The sequence below is a fragment of the Enterobacter sp. BNK-18 genome, assembly GCF_047456135.1.
Lineage (GTDB): Bacteria > Pseudomonadota > Gammaproteobacteria > Enterobacterales > Enterobacteriaceae > Enterobacter > Enterobacter ludwigii.
Genome location: NZ_CP179899.1, coordinates 4646323 through 4664736 on the forward strand (window position 1 = coordinate 4646323; position 18414 = coordinate 4664736).

An 18414-nucleotide genomic window follows, 5' to 3' on the forward strand; every position below is an offset into this window, starting at 1 on the left:
TGTCGTACACTGATAAACGCCGTTCAGAAGGACTTCGGGTCTTGCTGGCGGCGTTTTGCTTTTATCTGGTCTAACTTTTTTCGGGCATCTCATGAAGCATTTAACACTCCTTGGCTCAACCGGCTCTATCGGTTGCAGCACTCTCGACGTTGTTCGCCATAATCCTGAACATTACACCGTGACCGCGCTGGTGGCCGGTAAGAATGTGCAGCGTATGATCGAACAGTGCCTGGAGTTTACGCCTCGCTATGCGGTTATGGATGACGAAGAGAGCGCCCGCCTGCTCACCGCGCAGTTGCGTGAGAAAGGCTGTCGTACCGAGGTCCTGAGTGGTCAGCAGGCGGCCTGCGACATGGCTGCGCTGGATGAGGTTGATCAGGTCATGGCGGCAATCGTCGGGGCTGCAGGGCTGCTACCGACGCTTGCCGCTATTGATGCCGGTAAAGAGGTTCTGCTGGCTAACAAAGAGTCGCTGGTGACCTGCGGACGTCTCTTTATGGAGGCGGTGAAGCAGCGCGGGGCGCGTCTTTTACCGGTCGACAGCGAGCACAACGCGATTTTTCAGAGTTTACCGCAACCTTTTCAACAGAACCTGGGGTACGCTGACCTGGAGCAGAATGGCGTTGTATCGATTTTGCTTACCGGGTCAGGTGGCCCGTTCCGTGAAACGCCACTGTCTGAACTGAGCGCAATGACGCCTGAGCAGGCGTGCCGTCATCCGAACTGGTCAATGGGGCGTAAAATCTCCGTTGACTCCGCCACCATGATGAACAAAGGTCTGGAATACATTGAAGCGCGCTGGCTGTTCAATGCGTCGGCGAAACAGATGGAAGTGCTGATCCACCCGCAATCGGTGATTCACTCGATGGTGCGCTATCAGGATGGCAGCGTCCTTGCGCAACTGGGCGAACCGGACATGCGCACGCCTATCGCGCATGCCATGGCGTGGCCGAATCGGGTGAAGTCCGGGGCGAAACCGCTCGATTTTTGCAAGCTGAGTTCACTGACCTTTAGCGAACCGGACTACGATCGTTATCCGTGTCTGAAGCTTGCGATGAAAGCCTTTGACCAGGGGCAGGCGGCGACGACGGCACTTAATGCAGCTAATGAAATTACCGTTGAGGCATTTCTGAATCAGCAGATCCGATTTACCGATATTGCGACGTTGAATTTATCGGTACTGGAAATGATGGATTTGCGCGAACCACAAAGCGTGGAAGAGGTGCTGGCGGTGGATGCACAGGCTCGCGTTATTGCACGTAAGCAGGTGACACGCCTCGCAAGCTGGTGATAAAGCAAGCACTAGTGGTTGTGCTATTTGTTAGCGTTGGGCTTCAGTGATATAGTCTGCGCCACCTGATCGCAGGTATTTGACTTTACGTGGTCAGGTAAGCCGTGGTTTGACACGGCTTTTTTACGTATAGGCTTCAGTATTCCTGAGTACCGTTAAATCCTTTTCAGGGACCAAAAACGCGTTATGTTGTCTGCGAATCAACCAATAAGCGAAAACTTGCCAGCTCATGGCTGCCGTCATGTAGCAATCATTATGGATGGCAACGGCCGCTGGGCGAAAAGACAAGGGAAGATACGAGCCTTTGGGCATAAAGCTGGGGCGAAATCTGTTCGCCGCGCCGTTTCTTTTGCCGCCAATAACGGCATTGATGCGTTAACGCTCTATGCTTTTAGCAGTGAAAACTGGAATCGACCGCCGCAGGAAGTGACCGCGTTGATGGAATTGTTTGTGTGGGCGCTCGATAGCGAAGTAAAAAGCCTGCACCGCCACAACGTCCGTCTGCGTATTATCGGCGAAACCAGTCGTTTTAACTCACGTTTGCAGGAACGGATTCGTAAAGCAGAAGCGCTGACTGAAAATAATACCGGTCTGACGCTCAATATCGCGGCGAATTACGGTGGACGCTGGGATATTATCCAGGGCGTTCGGCATCTGGCCGAACAGGTTCAGGAAGGGCTGTTGAGACCCGACCAAATTGATGAAGAGGCGCTGAGTAAGCAAATCTGCATGAATGAACTGGCACCTGTGGATTTGGTAATTAGGACAGGGGGAGAACATCGCATCAGTAACTTTTTGCTGTGGCAAATTGCCTACGCCGAACTTTACTTTACTGATGTTCTTTGGCCCGATTTTGATGAACAAGACTTTGAAGGTGCGCTGCATGCCTTTGCCAATCGAGAGCGTCGTTTCGGCGGCACCGAGCCAGGTGGCGACAAAGCCTGATGGGGGTAGCTTTTGCTGAAGTATCGCCTGATTTCCGCTTTTGTATTAATACCCATTGTCATTGCGGCGCTGTTTTTACTGCCCCCGGTGGGATTCGCTATTTTGACGCTGGTGGTCTGCATGCTCGCCGCGTGGGAATGGGGTCAGTTTAGCGGCTTTACCTCACGCACTCAGCGGGTATGGCTGGCGGTACTCTGTGGCTTTATCCTGGCCCTGATGCTGTTTACCTTGCCTGAATATCACCATGATATTCATCAACCGCTGGTTGCCGGTTCCCTTTGGATATCGCTGGGCTGGTGGGTTGCCGCGCTGCTGTTGGTGCTTTTTTACCCAGGTTCCGCGGCATTCTGGCGTAATTCAAAAGTGTTGCGTCTTATTTTTGGCCTGCTCACAATTGTTCCTTTTTTCTGGGGTATGGTCGCACTGCGCGCCTGGCACTATGACGAAAACCACTACAGCGGCGCGATCTGGCTGCTTTATGTGATGATTCTCGTCTGGGGGGCTGACTCTGGGGCCTATATGTTTGGTAAACTGTTTGGCAAACATAAACTGGCGCCAAAAGTGTCTCCGGGCAAAACCTGGCAAGGATTCATCGGCGGCCTGTTTACGGCAGCAATCATTTCCTGGGGCTATGGCGTCTGGGCGAATCTGGAAGTGGCACCGTCAATACTGCTGGTGTGCTCTATTTTTGCTGCGCTGGCCTCGGTACTCGGTGATTTAACCGAAAGTATGTTTAAGCGTGAAGCAGGGATTAAGGACAGCGGACACCTGATTCCAGGACATGGCGGTATACTGGATCGCATTGATAGCCTGACAGCGGCTGTTCCAGTGTTTGCGTGCTTGCTTTTACTGGTATTCGGGACGATTTAACGGAAGGTTTTATGCTGAGCATTCTCTGGAATCTGGCGGCGTTCATTGTTGCACTGGGTGTACTGATTACCGTGCATGAATTTGGCCATTTCTGGGTTGCTCGCCGTTGCGGTGTGCGGGTAGAGCGGTTTTCCATCGGTTTTGGTAAATCACTCTGGACGCGCACTGACCGCCACGGCACAGAATTTGTCATCGCTCTTATCCCGCTTGGCGGCTACGTTAAGATGCTCGACGAACGCGTTGAGCCTGTCGCCCCTGAGCTACGACACAGCGCATTCAACAACAAAACCGTTGGACAACGCGCCGCCATCATCGCTGCCGGGCCGGTAGCCAACTTCATCTTTGCTGTTTTCGCCTACTGGCTGGTGTTTATCATCGGCGTGCCTGGCGTGCGTCCGGTTGTGGGTGAAATTGCGCCTGATTCCATCGCGGCGAGTGCGCAAATTACGCCGGGGATGGAACTTAAAGCGATTGATGGCATCGAAACCCCTGATTGGGATGCCGTGCGTCTGCAGCTGGTAGCCAAAATTGGCGATCGGCAGACAACATTCAGCGTGTCGCCGTTTGGTTCTGACCAGCGGCAGGACAAAGTGCTCGATTTACGTCACTGGCGTTTCGAGCCAGACAAAGAAGATCCCGTCTCTGCACTGGGCATTCGTCCACGCGGTGCGCAGATTGAGCCGGTATTAGCCGAAGTACAGGCAAACTCGGCTGCCAGCAAAGCAGGTTTGCAAGCGGGCGACAGGATCGTTAAAGTCGATGGTCAACCATTAACAGAGTGGATGACCTTTGTTACTCTGGTGCGCGATAATCCGGGCACGTCGCTCGCGCTGGAAGTTGAAAGGCAGGGCAGTCCGCTTTCGCTGACGCTGACTCCGGATACGAAGTCGGTCGGCAAAAAGGCAGAAGGGTTTGCAGGCGTTGTGCCGAAAGTCATCCCGCTGCCAGATGAGTACAAGACAATACGCCAGTATGGGCCGTTCAGCGCCATCCTTGAAGCCACGGATAAAACATGGCAACTGATGAAGCTGACGGTAAACATGTTGGGGAAATTGATAACCGGTGATGTGAAACTGAACAACCTCAGTGGGCCAATTTCAATAGCTCAGGGGGCTGGGATGTCAGCGGAGTTCGGGGTGATTTACTATCTCATGTTTCTTGCGCTCATTAGCGTGAACCTTGGGATAATCAACCTGTTCCCGCTTCCCGTTTTAGACGGGGGTCATCTGCTGTTTTTGGCGATTGAAAAGCTAAAAGGCGGGCCGGTATCCGAGCGAGTTCAAGACTTTAGTTATCGCATTGGCTCGATTTTGCTGGTGCTGTTAATGGGGCTTGCACTTTTCAATGATTTCTCTCGGTTGTAAGAGAGTTAGTTAGGAAGAACGCATAATAACGATGGCGATGAAAAAGTTGCTCATAGCGTCGCTGCTGTTTAGCAGCGCCACCGTATACGGTGCTGACGGGTTCGTAGTGAAAGACATTCATTTCGAAGGCCTTCAGCGTGTCGCCGTTGGTGCGGCCCTCCTCAGTATGCCTGTGCGCCCCGGCGATACGGTTAATGATGATGACATCAGTAACACCATCCGTGCTCTGTTTGCCACTGGCAACTTCGAGGATGTCCGCGTCCTGCGCGATGGTGATACGCTTCTGGTTCAGGTAAAAGAACGTCCGACGATCGCCAGTATCACCTTCTCCGGTAACAAGTCGGTGAAAGATGACATGCTCAAGCAGAACCTTGAAGCATCTGGCGTACGTGTGGGGGAATCCCTGGACCGCACAACCCTTTCAGACATAGAAAAAGGTCTGGAAGACTTCTATTACAGCGTGGGTAAATACAGTGCCAGCGTGAAAGCGGTTGTGACGCCGTTGCCACGTAACCGTGTTGACCTGAAACTGGTCTTCCAGGAAGGTGTTTCTGCGAAGATCCAACAGATCAACATCGTGGGTAACCACGCGTTCAGCACCGATGAACTGATCTCTACGTTCCAGCTGCGCGACGAAGTGCCATGGTGGAACGTGGTGGGCGATCGTAAATACCAGAAGCAGAAACTGGCGGGCGACCTTGAAACCCTGCGCAGCTACTATCTGGATCGCGGTTATGCCCGTTTCAACATCGACTCGACTCAGGTCAGTCTGACGCCAGACAAGAAAGGCATCTACATTACGATTAACATCACAGAAGGCGATCAGTACAAGCTTTCTGGTGTTGACGTGAGTGGTAACCTGGCAGGCCATTCTGCTGAGATCGAATCGCTGACCAAAATTCAGCCGGGCGAGCTGTATAGCGGGTCTAAAGTGACCAAAATGGAAGACAGCATTAAGAAGCTGCTCGGCCGCTATGGTTATGCTTATCCGCGTGTACAAACTCAGCCTGAAATCAACGACGCGGATAAAACTGTGAAGCTTCACGTTAACGTTGATGCGGGTAACCGTTTCTACGTGCGTAAGATCCGCTTCGAAGGTAACGACACCTCCAAAGATTCCGTCCTGCGTCGCGAGATGCGTCAGATGGAAGGCGCATGGTTAGGTAGCGACCTTGTTGACCAGGGTAAAGAGCGTCTGAACCGTCTGGGCTATTTCGAAACGGTTGATACCGATACCCAGCGTGTTCCGGGCAGCCCGGATCAGGTTGATGTCGTGTATAAAGTCAAAGAGCGTAACACCGGTAGCTTCAACTTCGGTGTGGGCTACGGTACTGAAAGCGGCGTCAGCTTCCAGGTCGGCGTGCAGCAGGATAACTGGCTGGGTACGGGTTACTCCGTGGGTATCAATGGTACCAAAAACGACTACCAGACCTACTCTGAGTTCTCTGTTACCAACCCATACTTCACCGTAGATGGTGTGAGCCTGGGCGGTCGTATCTTCTATAACGACTTTAAAGCAGATGACGCGGATCTGTCCTCTTACACCAACAAGAGCTACGGTGTAGATGGCACACTCGGCTTCCCGGTTAACGAATACAACTCGCTGCGCGCTGGTTTAGGTTACGTGCATAACGACCTGTCCAACATGCAACCGCAGGTGGCGATGTGGCGTTATCTGGACTCTATTGGCCAGTCAACCAGTAAAAATGGGGACAACAACGGCTTTGCTGCTGATGACTTCACCTTCAACTATGGCTGGACCTATAACCGTCTCGACCGTGGTTACTTCCCGACGGAAGGTTCTCGTGTCAACCTGAACGGTAAAGTGACCGTTCCGGGGTCTGATAACGAGTTCTACAAGGTAACGCTGGACACCGCTTCCTACTTCCCAATTGATGACGACCACAAGTGGGTAGTCCTGGGTCGTACCCGTTGGGGCTATGGCGATGGTTTAGGTGGCAAAGAACTGCCATTCTATGAGAACTTCTACGCCGGTGGTTCCAGCACCGTTCGTGGCTTCCAGTCCAACAACATTGGTCCGAAAGCGGTCTATTACGGCGGTAACGACACCGATAACTGTAATAAATCGTCGTCTTCTGAAGTCTGTAGCTCTGATGATGCGGTGGGCGGTAACGCCATGGCCGTTGCCAGCCTGGAGTTCATCACGCCTACGCCGTTCATCAGTGATAAATACGCAAACTCAGTCCGTACATCCATCTTCTGGGATGCCGGTACTGTATGGGATACCAACTGGGAGAATACTGCCCAGATGCGTGCGGCAGGCGTACCAGACTACAGCGATCCGAGCAATATTCGCATGTCTGCAGGTATCGCATTACAATGGATGTCACCGCTGGGGCCGTTGGTCTTCTCTTACGCCCAGCCGTTTAAGAAATACGATGGAGACAAAGCGGAGCAATTCCAGTTTAACATTGGTAAAACCTGGTAATAATCCGCTGCAATGGAATGCGTTGGCAGTGTAGCGCTGACAACTGGCGATCGGTAACACGATCGCCTTGCCACGCAAAGAACGGTACCTTCTGGTGCCAATGGGATGGTAAGGAGTTAATTGTGAAAAAGTGGTTATTAGCTGCAGGTCTCGGTTTAGCGATGGCAACCTCTGCTCAGGCAGCAGACAAAATTGCAATCGTCAACATGGGTAATTTGTTCCAGCAGGTTGCACAGAAAACAGGTGTTTCTGCGACGCTGGAAAACGAATTCAAAGGCCGTGCAAGCGAACTGCAGGGTATGGAAAACGATCTTCAGTCCAAAATGCAGCGTCTGCAGCGTGATGGTTCTACCATGAAAGCGAGCGACCGTAGCAAACTGGAAAAAGACGTAATGGCTCAGCGTCAGACGTTCTCCCAGAAAGCGCAGGCTTTCGAGCAGGATCGTCAGCGTCGTTCTAACGAAGAGCGTGGCAAGCTGGTGACTCGCATTCAGACTGCTGTTAAAGCAGTTGCTGCCGATCAGAGCATCGATCTGGTTGTTGATGCGAATGCCGTTGCTTTCAACAGCAGCGATGTTAAAGACATCACCGCTGATGTTCTGAAACAGGTTAAATAAGTAATGCCTTCAATTCGACTGGCTGATTTAGCTCAGCAGTTGGATGCAGAATTACACGGTGATGGCGATCTCGTCATCACCGCTGTTGCGTCCATGCAATCTGCTAAAGCCGGCACTATTACCTTCATGGTAAGCCCTAAGTACCGTGAGCAACTGGCTCAATGCCAGGCGTCAGCTGTTGTTCTGACGCAGGACGATCTTCCGTTTGCCACTGGAAGCGCGTTGGTAGTGAAAAATCCCTACCTGACGTATGCACGCATGGCACAAATTCTTGATTCCACGCCGCAGCCGGCGCAGGACATTGCTGCCAGTGCAGCGATTGATCCGACGGCTCAGCTTGGTCACAACGTGGCAGTTGGCGCAAATGCCGTTATCGAATCTGGCGTGGTGCTGGGCGATAATGTTGTCATTGGCCCAGGTTGCTTCGTTGGGAAAAATACGAAAATCGGCGCCGGGACCCGTTTATGGGCCAACGTGTCTGTTTACCATGAAGTAGAAATTGGCGAAAATTGCCTCATTCAGTCCAGCACAGTGATTGGTTCTGATGGCTTTGGCTACGCTAACGATCGTGGTAATTGGGTTAAGATCCCACAGCTTGGTCGCGTGATTATCGGCGATCGTGTTGAGATCGGTGCTTGTACCACCATTGACCGTGGTGCACTTGACGATACGATTATTGGCAATGGTGTTATCATCGATAATCAGTGCCAGATTGCGCATAACGTTGTGATTGGCGACAATACCGCGGTTGCGGGTGGCGTTATCATGGCGGGCAGCCTGAAAATTGGCCGTTACTGCATGATCGGCGGTGCGAGCGTGATTAATGGCCATATGGAAATATGCGACAAGGTGACCGTGACAGGAATGGGCATGGTAATGCGTCCTATCACCGAACCTGGCGTCTATTCCTCTGGCATCCCGCTGCAACCCAACAAGGTATGGCGTAAAACAGCTGCTCTGGTGATGAATATTGATGATATGAGCAAGCGACTCAAGTCTCTTGAGCGCAAAATCGATCAACAAGACTAAGCGTTCATCCGTTTAATGCTATATTCCCCGGCCTGTCGGCTTTCTTATAAACCGGCAGGCCGTGTTATTATTTTTATCAGTACATTTTGACAGGAAGAGTATTTTGACTACTGACACTCATACTCTGCATATTGAAGAGATTTTAGAACTTCTGCCGCACCGCTACCCGTTTTTGCTGGTAGACCGTGTGCTGGATTTTGAAGAAGGTCGTTTTCTGCGCGCAGTGAAAAATGTTTCCGTGAACGAGCCGTTCTTCCAGGGACACTTCCCGGGTAAACCTATCTTCCCGGGTGTGTTGATTCTGGAAGCGATGGCACAGGCTACCGGTATTCTTGCGTTTAAAAGCGTGGGCAAACTGGAGCCGGGTGAGCTGTACTACTTCGCGGGTATCGATGAAGCGCGCTTCAAGCGTCCTGTCGTGCCTGGTGATCAGATGATCATGGAAGTCACTTTTGAAAAAACGCGTCGCGGCCTGACTCGCTTCAAAGGCGTAGCTCTGGTTGACGGCAAAGTTGTTTGCGAAGCGACTATGATGTGTGCTCGTAGCCGGGAGTCTTGATACGTGATTGATAAATCCGCCTTTATTCATCCTACCGCCATTGTGGAAGTCGGTGCCATTATTGGTGCTAACGTCCATATTGGCCCATTTTGTATTGTTGGACCCCATGTCGAAATTGGTGAGGGTACAGTACTGAAATCTCACGTTGTCGTGAATGGTCATACGACTATTGGCTGCAATAACGAGATCTATCAGTTCGCTTCCATCGGCGAAGTAAACCAGGATCTTAAATATGCTGGTGAGTCGACCCGTCTGGAAATCGGCGATCGTAACCGCATTCGCGAAAGCGTCACCATTCATCGTGGAACAGTACAGGGTGGTGGATTGACGAAGGTGGGCAGCGACAACCTGTTTATGGTTAATGCGCATATCGCGCACGACTGTACGGTAGGTAACCGCTGTATTCTTGCCAACAACGCAACGCTGGCAGGACACGTATCGGTAGATGATTTCGCAATTATTGGCGGCATGACCGCAGTCCATCAGTTCTGCATCATTGGTGCACACGTGATGGTCGGCGGATGCTCCGGTGTGGCGCAGGATGTCCCACCGTTCGTCATTGCGCAGGGTAACCATGCCACGCCGTTTGGCGTGAACATCGAAGGCCTCAAGCGTCGTGGCTTTAGCCGCGAAGCGATTACTGCAATCCGCAACGCGTACAAACTGTTGTACCGTAGCGGTAAAACTCTGGAAGAGGCGAAGCCGGAAATTGCCGAGCTGGCGGAAAAGCACCCTGAAGTGAACGAGTTCATGACGTTCTTTGACCGTTCCACAAGGGGTCTGATTCGTTAATGGTCGACAGTCGTCCGCTTACGATAGCCCTGGTCGCCGGAGAAACCTCCGGCGATATTCTTGGTGCAGGTCTTATCCGTGCGCTAAAGGCCCGGGTACCCAATGCACGCTTTGTAGGCGTTGCTGGCCCGCTGATGCAGGCCGAAGGCTGTGAAGCCTGGTATGAAATGGAAGAGCTGGCTGTGATGGGCATCGTTGAGGTGCTGGGTCGCCTGCGTCGTCTGCTGCACATTCGTGCCGATCTCACCCGTCGCTTTACCGAACTCAAACCCGATGTGTTTGTCGGTATCGATGCACCGGATTTCAACATTACCCTCGAAGGGAATCTGAAGCAGAAGGGCATCAAAACCATTCATTATGTCAGTCCGTCCGTCTGGGCGTGGCGACAGAAACGCGTTTTCAAAATCGGACGGTCAACCAACCTGGTACTGGCTTTTCTGCCTTTCGAAAAAGCGTTTTACGACAAATTTAATGTCCCGTGCCGTTTTATCGGTCATACCATGGCGGACGCAATGCCGCTGGATCCGGATAAAAACGCGGCGCGCGATGTGCTGGGTATTCCTCATGATGCGCACTGTCTGGCACTGCTGCCCGGTAGCCGTGGTGCAGAAGTCGAGATGCTCAGCGCGGACTTCCTGAAAACGGCGCAAATCCTTCGCAAGACCTATCCTGACCTCGAAGTGGTTGTGCCGCTGGTGAATGCAAAACGTCGCGAGCAGTTTGAGCGCATCAAGGCGGAGGTTGCTCCGGATCTCCATGTTCATCTGCTGGACGGGAAGGGCCGTGAGGCGATGGTCGCAAGCGACGCCGCACTGCTGGCCTCCGGCACCGCTGCGCTGGAGTGTATGCTGGCGAAATGCCCGATGGTGGTAGGCTATCGCATGAAGCCGTTCACCTTCTGGCTGGCGAAACGTCTGGTGAAAACGGACTATGTCTCTCTGCCAAACCTGCTTGCCGGGCGCGAGCTGGTGAAAGAGCTTCTGCAGGATGAGTGCGAGCCGCAGGCGCTGGCCGATGCGTTGTTACCGCTACTGGCCGACGGCAAAACCAGCCACCAGATGCATGATACGTTCCGCGAACTGCATCAGCAGATCCGCTGTAATGCCGATGAACAAGCGGCTGAAGCGGTGCTGGAGTTAGCAAAATGATGGAATTTATTTATCCTCATACCCACCTCGTGGCGGGTGTGGACGAAGTCGGTCGTGGCCCGTTAGTGGGTGCAGTGGTGACCGCTGCGGTGATCCTCGATCCTGCTCGCCCGATTATCGGGTTAAACGACTCTAAAAAATTGTCTGAAAAGCGCCGTCTGGCGCTGTTTAGTGAGATTCAGGAAAAGGCACTGGCCTGGAGCCTGGGGCGTGCAGAGCCGCATGAGATCGACGAACTCAATATTTTGCATGCCACTATGCTGGCGATGCAGCGTGCGGTGGCGGGTCTGAAAATTACCCCGGAGTATGTCCTGATTGACGGAAACCGCTGCCCTGCGTTGCCGATGCCGTCAATGGCGGTGGTGAAAGGCGATAGCCGGGTCGCAGAAATCAGTGCGGCTTCTATCATTGCCAAAGTGACGCGTGATGCTGAAATGGCCGCGCTGGACCTCACTTACCCTCAGTATGGCTTCGCCCAGCATAAGGGTTATCCAACGGCCTTTCATCTGGAAAGGCTGGCTGAACATGGCGCAACTGAACATCACCGACGCAGCTTTGGCCCGGTGAAACGCGCGCTGGGACTGGTGTCCTGAATCAATACGCAAGCAATTAAGTAACGCGGAATCTGAAGATGGCTGAACCACGTTTCGTACACCTGCGGGTGCATAGCGATTACTCCATGATCGATGGGCTGGCGAAGACCGGGCCGCTGGTAAAAAAGGCGGCCTCGCTTGGCATGCCTGCGCTGGCGATCACCGATTTTACCAATCTGTGTGGTCTGGTGAAGTTCTACGGAGCGGCACATGGCGCGGGGATGAAACCCATCGTTGGCGCGGATTTTCACGTCCAAAGCGATCTTATCGGCGATGAATTGACGCAAATCTCCGTGTTAGCGATGAATAACGTAGGGTATCAAAATCTTACTCTGCTTATCTCCAAAGCCTATCAGCGCGGCTATGGCGCACTGGGGCCGTGGATCGACCGGGACTGGCTGGCTGAGCTGAATGACGGGCTGCTGCTGATCTCCGGCGGCCGTATGGGTGATGTCGGCAAATGTCTGCTGCGTGGCAACAGTGCGCTGGTGGATCAGTGCGTGTCGTTCTATGAAGAACATTTCCCGGATCGTTACTACCTTGAGCTGATCCGCACCGGTCGGCAGGACGAAGAGAGTTACCTGCACGCCGCGGTTGCGCTGGCTGAAGAACGCGGCCTGCCCGTGGTGGCAACCAATGACGTGCGTTTCCTTGAGCCTGGCGATTTTGACGCGCATGAGATTCGCGTCGCGATCCATGATGGCTTCACGCTTGACGATCCGAAACGTCCGCGTAACTACTCGACGCAGCAGTACATGCGCAATGAAGAAGAGATGTGCGAACTCTTCTCCGATATCCCGGAAGCGCTGGAGAACAGCGTTGAGATAGCCAAACGCTGTAACGTCACCGTGCGCCTTGGCGAATACTTCCTGCCGCAGTTCCCGACCGGGGACATGACCACGGAAGACTTCTTGGTCATGAAGTCAAAAGAAGGCCTCGAAGAGCGTCTGGAATTCCTCTTCCCGGATGAAGAAGAGCGTAAAAAACGTCGACCAGAATATGACGAGCGCCTGGATATTGAACTCCAGGTGATCAACCAGATGGGTTTCCCGGGCTACTTCCTGATCGTTATGGAGTTTATCCAGTGGTCGAAGGATAACGGCGTACCGGTTGGACCGGGGCGTGGCTCCGGTGCGGGCTCGCTGGTAGCCTATGCACTCAAAATTACCGACCTCGACCCGCTGGAATTTGACCTGCTGTTCGAACGTTTCCTTAACCCGGAACGTGTCTCGATGCCCGACTTTGACGTCGACTTCTGCATGGAGAAACGCGACCAGGTTATTGAACACGTGGCGGACATGTACGGCCGCGACGCGGTATCGCAGATTATTACCTTCGGTACGATGGCAGCGAAAGCGGTTATTCGCGACGTTGGCCGTGTACTGGGGCATCCGTACGGTTTTGTCGATCGTATCTCTAAACTGGTGCCACCTGACCCAGGTATGACGCTGGCAAAAGCGTTTGAAGCTGAACCACAGCTGCCAGAAATCTACGAAGCCGATGAAGAAGTTAAAGCGCTGATCGACATGGCCCGCAAGCTGGAAGGCGTCACGCGTAACGCCGGTAAGCATGCGGGTGGGGTGGTTATCGCGCCGACCAAAATCACCGATTTTGCGCCGCTATACTGCGATGAAGCGGGCCAGCATCCGGTCACCCAGTTTGACAAGAACGACGTCGAATACGCCGGGCTGGTGAAGTTTGACTTCCTCGGTCTGCGTACGCTCACCATCATCAACTGGGCGCTGGAGATGATCAACGCCCGTCGCGAGAAGAACGGCGAGCCGCCGCTGGATATCGCGGCCATCCCGCTTGATGATAAGAAAAGTTTCGACATGCTGCAGCGCTCGGAGACCACCGCCGTCTTCCAGCTTGAATCCCGCGGCATGAAAGATTTGATTAAGCGCCTGCAGCCTGACTGCTTCGAAGATATGATCGCACTGGTGGCGCTGTTCCGACCGGGCCCGCTACAGTCAGGGATGGTAGATAACTTTATTGACCGTAAGCACGGGCGTGAAGAGATTTCCTATCCGGATGTACAGTGGCAGCACGAGTGCCTGAAGCCCGTTCTGGAGCCAACCTACGGCATTATCCTGTACCAGGAACAGGTTATGCAGATTGCCCAGGTGCTCTCTGGCTACACCCTTGGCGGCGCGGACATGCTGCGTCGTGCGATGGGTAAGAAAAAGCCGGAAGAGATGGCCAAGCAGCGCGGCACTTTCGAAGAAGGCGCAAGAAAAAACGGTATTGATGGCGAGCTGGCGATCAAAATCTTTGACCTGGTAGAGAAATTCGCCGGGTACGGATTTAACAAATCCCACTCTGCTGCCTATGCTTTGGTCTCTTACCAGACGCTGTGGCTGAAAGCACACTATCCTGCTGAATTTATGGCGGCGGTTATGACTGCCGATATGGACAACACCGAGAAGGTGGTTGGCCTGGTGGATGAGTGCTGGCGCATGGGGCTTAAGATCCTGCCGCCGGATATCAACTCCGGTCTCTATCATTTCCACGTCAACGAGCACGGGGAAATTGTTTACGGGATTGGCGCGATCAAAGGCGTGGGTGAAGGCCCGATTGAGGCGATCCTCGAAGCGCGTAACAACGGCGGTTATTTCCGCGAGTTGTTCGATCTTTGCGCCCGTACGGACACCAAAAAACTGAACCGCCGCGTGCTCGAAAAACTGATCATGTCCGGCGCGTTCGACAGGCTGGGGCCGCATCGCGCCGCGCTGATGAACTCTCTCGGCGATGCGCTGAAAGCGGCGGATCAGCACGCCAAAGCGGAAGCGATCGGTCAGGCGGATATGTTTGGCGTACTGGCGGAAGAGCCAGAGCAGATAGAGCAGTCTTATGCCAGCTGCCAGCCGTGGCCAGAACAGGTGGTGCTGGATGGAGAGCGTGAAACGTTAGGTTTATACCTGACGGGGCACCCCATCACCCAGTACATCAAAGAAATTGAGCGCTATGTCGGAGGCTACAGGCTGAAAGACATGCATCCGACAGAACGTGGTAAAATCACCACGGCTGCGGGGCTCGTGATTGCTGCAAGGGTTATGGTCACCAAGCGCGGCAATCGTATCGGCATCTGTACGTTGGATGACCGTTCCGGGCGTCTGGAGGTGATGTTGTTCACCGACGCGCTGGATAAATACCAGCATTTGCTGGAAAAAGACCGCATACTTATCGTCAGCGGACAGGTCAGCTTTGATGACTTCAGTGGGGGGCTTAAAATGACCGCCCGCGAAGTGATGGACATTGACGAAGCCCGGGAAAAATATGCTCGCGGGCTTGCTATCTCGCTGACGGACAGGCAAATTGATGACCAGCTTTTAAACCGACTCCGTCAGTCTCTGGAACCCCACCGCTCGGGGACAATTCCAGTACATCTCTACTATCAGAGGGCGGATGCACGTGCGCGGTTGCGCTTTGGTGCAACGTGGCGTGTCTCTCCGAGCGATCGTTTACTTAACGATCTCCGTGGCCTCATTGGTTCGGAGCAGGTGGAACTGGAGTTTGACTAATACAGGAATACTATGAGTCTGAATTTCCTTGATTTCGAACAGCCGATTGCTGAGCTGGAAGCGAAAATCGATTCTCTGACAGCGGTAAGCCGTCAGGATGAAAAACTGGATATTAACATCGATGAAGAAGTGCATCGTCTGCGTGAGAAAAGCGTAGAACTGACGCGCAAAATCTTTGCCGATCTCGGCGCATGGCAGATCGCCCAGCTGGCGCGTCATCCACAGCGTCCGTACACCCTGGATTATGTCCGCCTGGCGTTTGACGAATTTGACGAACTGGCAGGCGATCGCGCTTACGCTGACGACAAAGCTATCGTCGGCGGCATCGCACGTCTGGACGGGCGCCCGGTGATGATCATTGGTCATCAGAAAGGCCGTGAAACCAAAGAGAAAATTCGTCGTAACTTTGGTATGCCGGCACCAGAAGGCTACCGTAAAGCCCTGCGTCTGATGGAGATGGCTGAGCGTTTCAAGATGCCAATCATCACCTTCATCGACACCCCGGGTGCGTATCCTGGCGTGGGCGCGGAAGAGCGTGGCCAGTCAGAAGCCATCGCACGTAACCTTCGCGAGATGTCTCGCCTGAAGGTGCCGGTCATCTGTACCGTTATCGGTGAAGGGGGCTCCGGTGGTGCGCTGGCGATTGGCGTGGGCGATAAAGTGAATATGCTGCAGTACAGCACCTATTCCGTTATCTCCCCGGAAGGTTGTGCCTCTATTCTGTGGAAGAGCGCCGATAAAGCGCCTCTGGCTGCAGAAGCGATGGGCATCATTGCCCCACGTCTGAAAGAGCTGAAGCTGATCGACTCCGTGATCCCTGAACCTCTGGGTGGCGCGCATCGTAAGCCGGAAGTGATGGCGGCTTCCCTGAAAGCGCAGCTGCTGGCAGACCTGGCGGACCTGGATGTCCTGAGCACAGAAGATCTGCTCAACCGTCGTTACCAGCGTCTGATGACCTACGGTTACGCGTAAGCTTCACAATTATCCTAAAAGCCGCACATTGTTGCGGCTTTTTTTATGCCTGCCGTTTACCTTAACTATGCTTAGCTAATGTTTTTAAAGGAGGTAAACCGTGAACATCATCGCCATTATGGGGCCGCACGGCGTCTTTTATAAAGACGAGCCCATTAAGGAGCTGGAGCACGCCCTTCAGTCCCGCGGGTACCAGCTGATTTGGCCGCACAATAGCGCCGACCTGCTGAAATTTATCGAGCACAACCCTCGCATCTGTGGCGTGATCTTCGACTGGGACGAGTACGACATGGAGTTGTGCAGCGATATCAATAAGCTGAACGAATATCTCCCGCTGTACGCTTTTATTAATACCCACTCGACAATGGACGTGAGCGCTCATGATATGCGAATGGCGCTGTGGTTCTTTGAATACTCACTCGGTGTCGCGGAAGATATTGCGACCCGTATTCAACAGTACACCGGTGAATATCTCGATAACATCACCCCACCGTTTACCCGCGCGCTGTTTACTTACGTCAAAGAAGGCAAATACACCTTCTGCACGCCAGGCCATATGGCAGGGACGGCCTATCAAAAAAGCCCGGTGGGTTGTTTGTTCTATGATTTCTTCGGGGGCAACACGCTCAAAGCGGACGTGTCGATTTCCGTCACTGAACTCGGATCGCTGCTCGATCACACCGGACCGCACCTGGAAGCTGAAGAATACATTGCCCGGACTTTTGGTGCCGAGCAGAGTTATATGGTGACCAACGGCACCTCGACATCAAACAAAATCGTCGGAATGTACGCCGCACCCGCCGGCAGCACCTTGCTGATTGACCGTAACTGCCACAAGTCGCTGGCTCATCTGCTGATGATGAGCGATGTCGTGCCGTTATGGCTCTCCCCGACGCGAAACGCGCTTGGGATCCTCGGCGGGATCCCGCGTCGTGAATTTAGCCACGCCGCGATTGAACATAAGGTCGCGGCGATCCCGGGGGCAAGCTGGCCGATCCATGCGGTCATCACGAACTCCACCTATGACGGTCTGCTCTATAACACCAACTGGATTAAGCAGACGCTGGATGTCCCGTCGATCCACTTTGACTCCGCGTGGGTGCCATACACCAACTTTCACCCGATTTACGCGGGAAAAAGCGGCATGAGCGGTGAGCGCGTGCCGGGCAAAGTGTTTTTCGAAACGCAGTCGACGCACAAAATGCTGGCCGCGTTTTCTCAGGCCTCGCTTATTCACATCAAAGGCGAGTACGACGAAGAGACGTTTAACGAAGCCTTTATGATGCACACCACCACCTCGCCAAGCTATCCGCTGGTGGCCTCTATTGAAACGGCGGCGGCAATGCTGCGCGGGAATCCGGGCAAACGTCTGATCAATCGGTCTGTGGAGCGGGCGCTGCATTTCCGTAAAGAAGTCCAGCGGCTTAAAGATGAAGCAGACGGCTGGTTCTTCGATATCTGGCAACCCGAAGAGATTGATGAGGCCGAGTGCTGGCCTGTCTCACCTGGCGAGAGCTGGCACGGTTTTCGCGATGCCGACGCCGACCATATGTTCCTCGACCCGGTGAAGGTAACGATCCTGACGCCGGGGATGGACGAACAGGGCACGATGAGTGACGAAGGCATTCCTGCTGCTCTGGTGGCAAAATTCCTTGATGAACGTGGCGTAGTGGTGGAGAAAACCGGCCCGTATAACCTCTTGTTCCTGTTCAGTATTGGGATTGATAAAACCCGTGCGATGGGTTTATTGCGCGGACTGATGGAGTTTAAGCGCGCTTACGATCTCAACCTGCGGGTGAAAAATATGCTGCCGGATCTTTATGCTGAAGATCCTGACTTCTACCGCAATATGCGCATTCAGGATCTGGCTCAGGGGATCCATCGGCTGATCCGTCAGCACGATCTGCCGCGCCTGATGCTGCAGGCGTTTGACGTGCTGCCGGAGATGAAGTTGACCCCACACAAGGCCTGGCAACGTCAGGTGAAAGGGGAGGTTGAAACCGTTGAGCTGGAAAATCTGGTCGGGCGCGTGTCGGCTAACATGATCCTGCCTTATCCGCCGGGCGTACCGTTGTTGATGCCGGGGGAGATGATCACCGAAGAGAGTCGAGCGGTGCTCGATTTTCTGCTGATGCTCTGCTCAGTGGGGCGCCACTATCCGGGCTTTGAGACTGATATTCACGGGGCGAAGCGCGATGAGCAAGGGGTTTACTGGGTGCGAGTCCTAAAATAAGGGCGACAGCTTGCCAGGCCCGGGTTGTCGG

At 53.6% G+C, this 18414-nt stretch carries 14 protein-coding genes; all 14 read left to right on the forward strand.

Annotated features, from left to right (window positions below):
* The first annotated feature begins 91 nt into the window (after nt 1-91).
* On the forward strand, nt 92-1291 hold the full coding sequence (ispC, locus tag ACMGG3_RS22260) for a 1-deoxy-D-xylulose-5-phosphate reductoisomerase (protein WP_020882617.1): 1200 nt from the start codon (nt 92-94) through the stop codon (nt 1289-1291).
* Nucleotides 1292-1477: 186 nt separating this feature from the next.
* Nucleotides 1478-2236 carry a (2E,6E)-farnesyl-diphosphate-specific ditrans,polycis-undecaprenyl-diphosphate synthase gene (gene ispU / locus ACMGG3_RS22265; protein WP_014168704.1) on the forward strand — a complete coding sequence of 253 codons (759 nt, stop codon included), beginning with the start codon at nt 1478-1480 and terminating at the stop codon, nt 2234-2236.
* Between the two features lie 12 nt (nt 2237-2248).
* A complete protein-coding gene (cdsA, locus tag ACMGG3_RS22270; RefSeq protein ID WP_014168705.1) occupies nt 2249-3106 on the forward strand; it encodes a phosphatidate cytidylyltransferase in 858 nt (285 codons plus the stop codon).
* Nucleotides 3107-3117: 11 nt separating this feature from the next.
* Nucleotides 3118-4470: a sigma E protease regulator RseP gene (rseP, locus tag ACMGG3_RS22275; RefSeq protein ID WP_020882618.1), complete on the forward strand. Its 1353-nt coding sequence runs from the start codon at nt 3118-3120 to the stop codon at nt 4468-4470.
* 31 nt (nt 4471-4501) lie between these two features.
* Nucleotides 4502-6919: an outer membrane protein assembly factor BamA gene (bamA, locus tag ACMGG3_RS22280; RefSeq protein WP_014168707.1), complete on the forward strand. Its 2418-nt coding sequence runs from the start codon at nt 4502-4504 to the stop codon at nt 6917-6919.
* A 122-nt stretch (nt 6920-7041) separates the two neighbouring features.
* On the forward strand, nt 7042-7536 hold the full coding sequence (gene skp, locus ACMGG3_RS22285; RefSeq protein WP_020882619.1) for a molecular chaperone Skp: 495 nt from the start codon (nt 7042-7044) through the stop codon (nt 7534-7536).
* A 3-nt stretch (nt 7537-7539) separates the two neighbouring features.
* Nucleotides 7540-8565, forward strand: coding sequence for a UDP-3-O-(3-hydroxymyristoyl)glucosamine N-acyltransferase (gene lpxD / locus ACMGG3_RS22290; protein ID WP_014168709.1), 1026 nt, complete (start codon nt 7540-7542; stop codon nt 8563-8565).
* A 103-nt stretch (nt 8566-8668) separates the two neighbouring features.
* Nucleotides 8669-9124 carry a 3-hydroxyacyl-ACP dehydratase FabZ gene (fabZ, locus tag ACMGG3_RS22295; protein ID WP_010426706.1) on the forward strand — a complete coding sequence of 152 codons (456 nt, stop codon included), beginning with the start codon at nt 8669-8671 and terminating at the stop codon, nt 9122-9124.
* 3 nt (nt 9125-9127) lie between these two features.
* Nucleotides 9128-9916: an acyl-ACP--UDP-N-acetylglucosamine O-acyltransferase gene (gene lpxA / locus ACMGG3_RS22300; protein ID WP_020882620.1), complete on the forward strand. Its 789-nt coding sequence runs from the start codon at nt 9128-9130 to the stop codon at nt 9914-9916.
* Nucleotides 9916-11064: a lipid-A-disaccharide synthase gene (gene lpxB, locus ACMGG3_RS22305; protein ID WP_020882621.1), complete on the forward strand. Its 1149-nt coding sequence runs from the start codon at nt 9916-9918 to the stop codon at nt 11062-11064. The genes lpxA and lpxB overlap by 1 nt, the downstream gene beginning before the upstream one ends.
* Nucleotides 11061-11657 carry a ribonuclease HII gene (rnhB, locus tag ACMGG3_RS22310; RefSeq protein ID WP_014168714.1) on the forward strand — a complete coding sequence of 199 codons (597 nt, stop codon included), beginning with the start codon at nt 11061-11063 and terminating at the stop codon, nt 11655-11657. Before lpxB ends, rnhB begins: the two co-directional genes overlap by 4 nt.
* A gap of 38 nt (nt 11658-11695) precedes the next feature.
* Nucleotides 11696-15178: a DNA polymerase III subunit alpha gene (gene dnaE / locus ACMGG3_RS22315; RefSeq protein ID WP_014168715.1), complete on the forward strand. Its 3483-nt coding sequence runs from the start codon at nt 11696-11698 to the stop codon at nt 15176-15178.
* Nucleotides 15179-15190: 12 nt separating this feature from the next.
* A complete protein-coding gene (accA, locus tag ACMGG3_RS22320; RefSeq protein WP_014168716.1) occupies nt 15191-16150 on the forward strand; it encodes an acetyl-CoA carboxylase carboxyl transferase subunit alpha in 960 nt (319 codons plus the stop codon).
* A gap of 100 nt (nt 16151-16250) precedes the next feature.
* Entirely contained in the window at nt 16251-18383 is a 2133-nt protein-coding gene (locus ACMGG3_RS22325) for a lysine decarboxylase LdcC (protein ID WP_014168717.1), read from the forward strand.
* The last annotated feature ends 31 nt before the right edge of the window (nt 18384-18414 follow it).

Excerpts from the sequence above, each read along its gene's own strand:
- accA (WP_014168716.1), top strand. The coding sequence starts at position 15,191 with ATGAGTCTGAATTTCCTTGATTTCGAACAGCCGATTGCTGAGCTGGAA.
- ispC (WP_020882617.1), top strand. The coding sequence starts at position 92 with ATGAAGCATTTAACACTCCTTGGCTCAACCGGCTCTATCGGTTGCAGC.
- lpxB (WP_020882621.1), top strand. The coding sequence starts at position 9,916 with ATGGTCGACAGTCGTCCGCTTACGATAGCCCTGGTCGCCGGAGAAACC.
- rseP (WP_020882618.1), top strand. The coding sequence starts at position 3,118 with ATGCTGAGCATTCTCTGGAATCTGGCGGCGTTCATTGTTGCACTGGGT.
- ispU (WP_014168704.1), top strand. The coding sequence starts at position 1,478 with ATGTTGTCTGCGAATCAACCAATAAGCGAAAACTTGCCAGCTCATGGC.
- bamA (WP_014168707.1), top strand. The coding sequence starts at position 4,502 with ATGGCGATGAAAAAGTTGCTCATAGCGTCGCTGCTGTTTAGCAGCGCC.
- lpxD (WP_014168709.1), top strand. The coding sequence starts at position 7,540 with ATGCCTTCAATTCGACTGGCTGATTTAGCTCAGCAGTTGGATGCAGAA.
- rnhB (WP_014168714.1), top strand. The coding sequence starts at position 11,061 with ATGATGGAATTTATTTATCCTCATACCCACCTCGTGGCGGGTGTGGAC.
- dnaE (WP_014168715.1), top strand. The coding sequence starts at position 11,696 with ATGGCTGAACCACGTTTCGTACACCTGCGGGTGCATAGCGATTACTCC.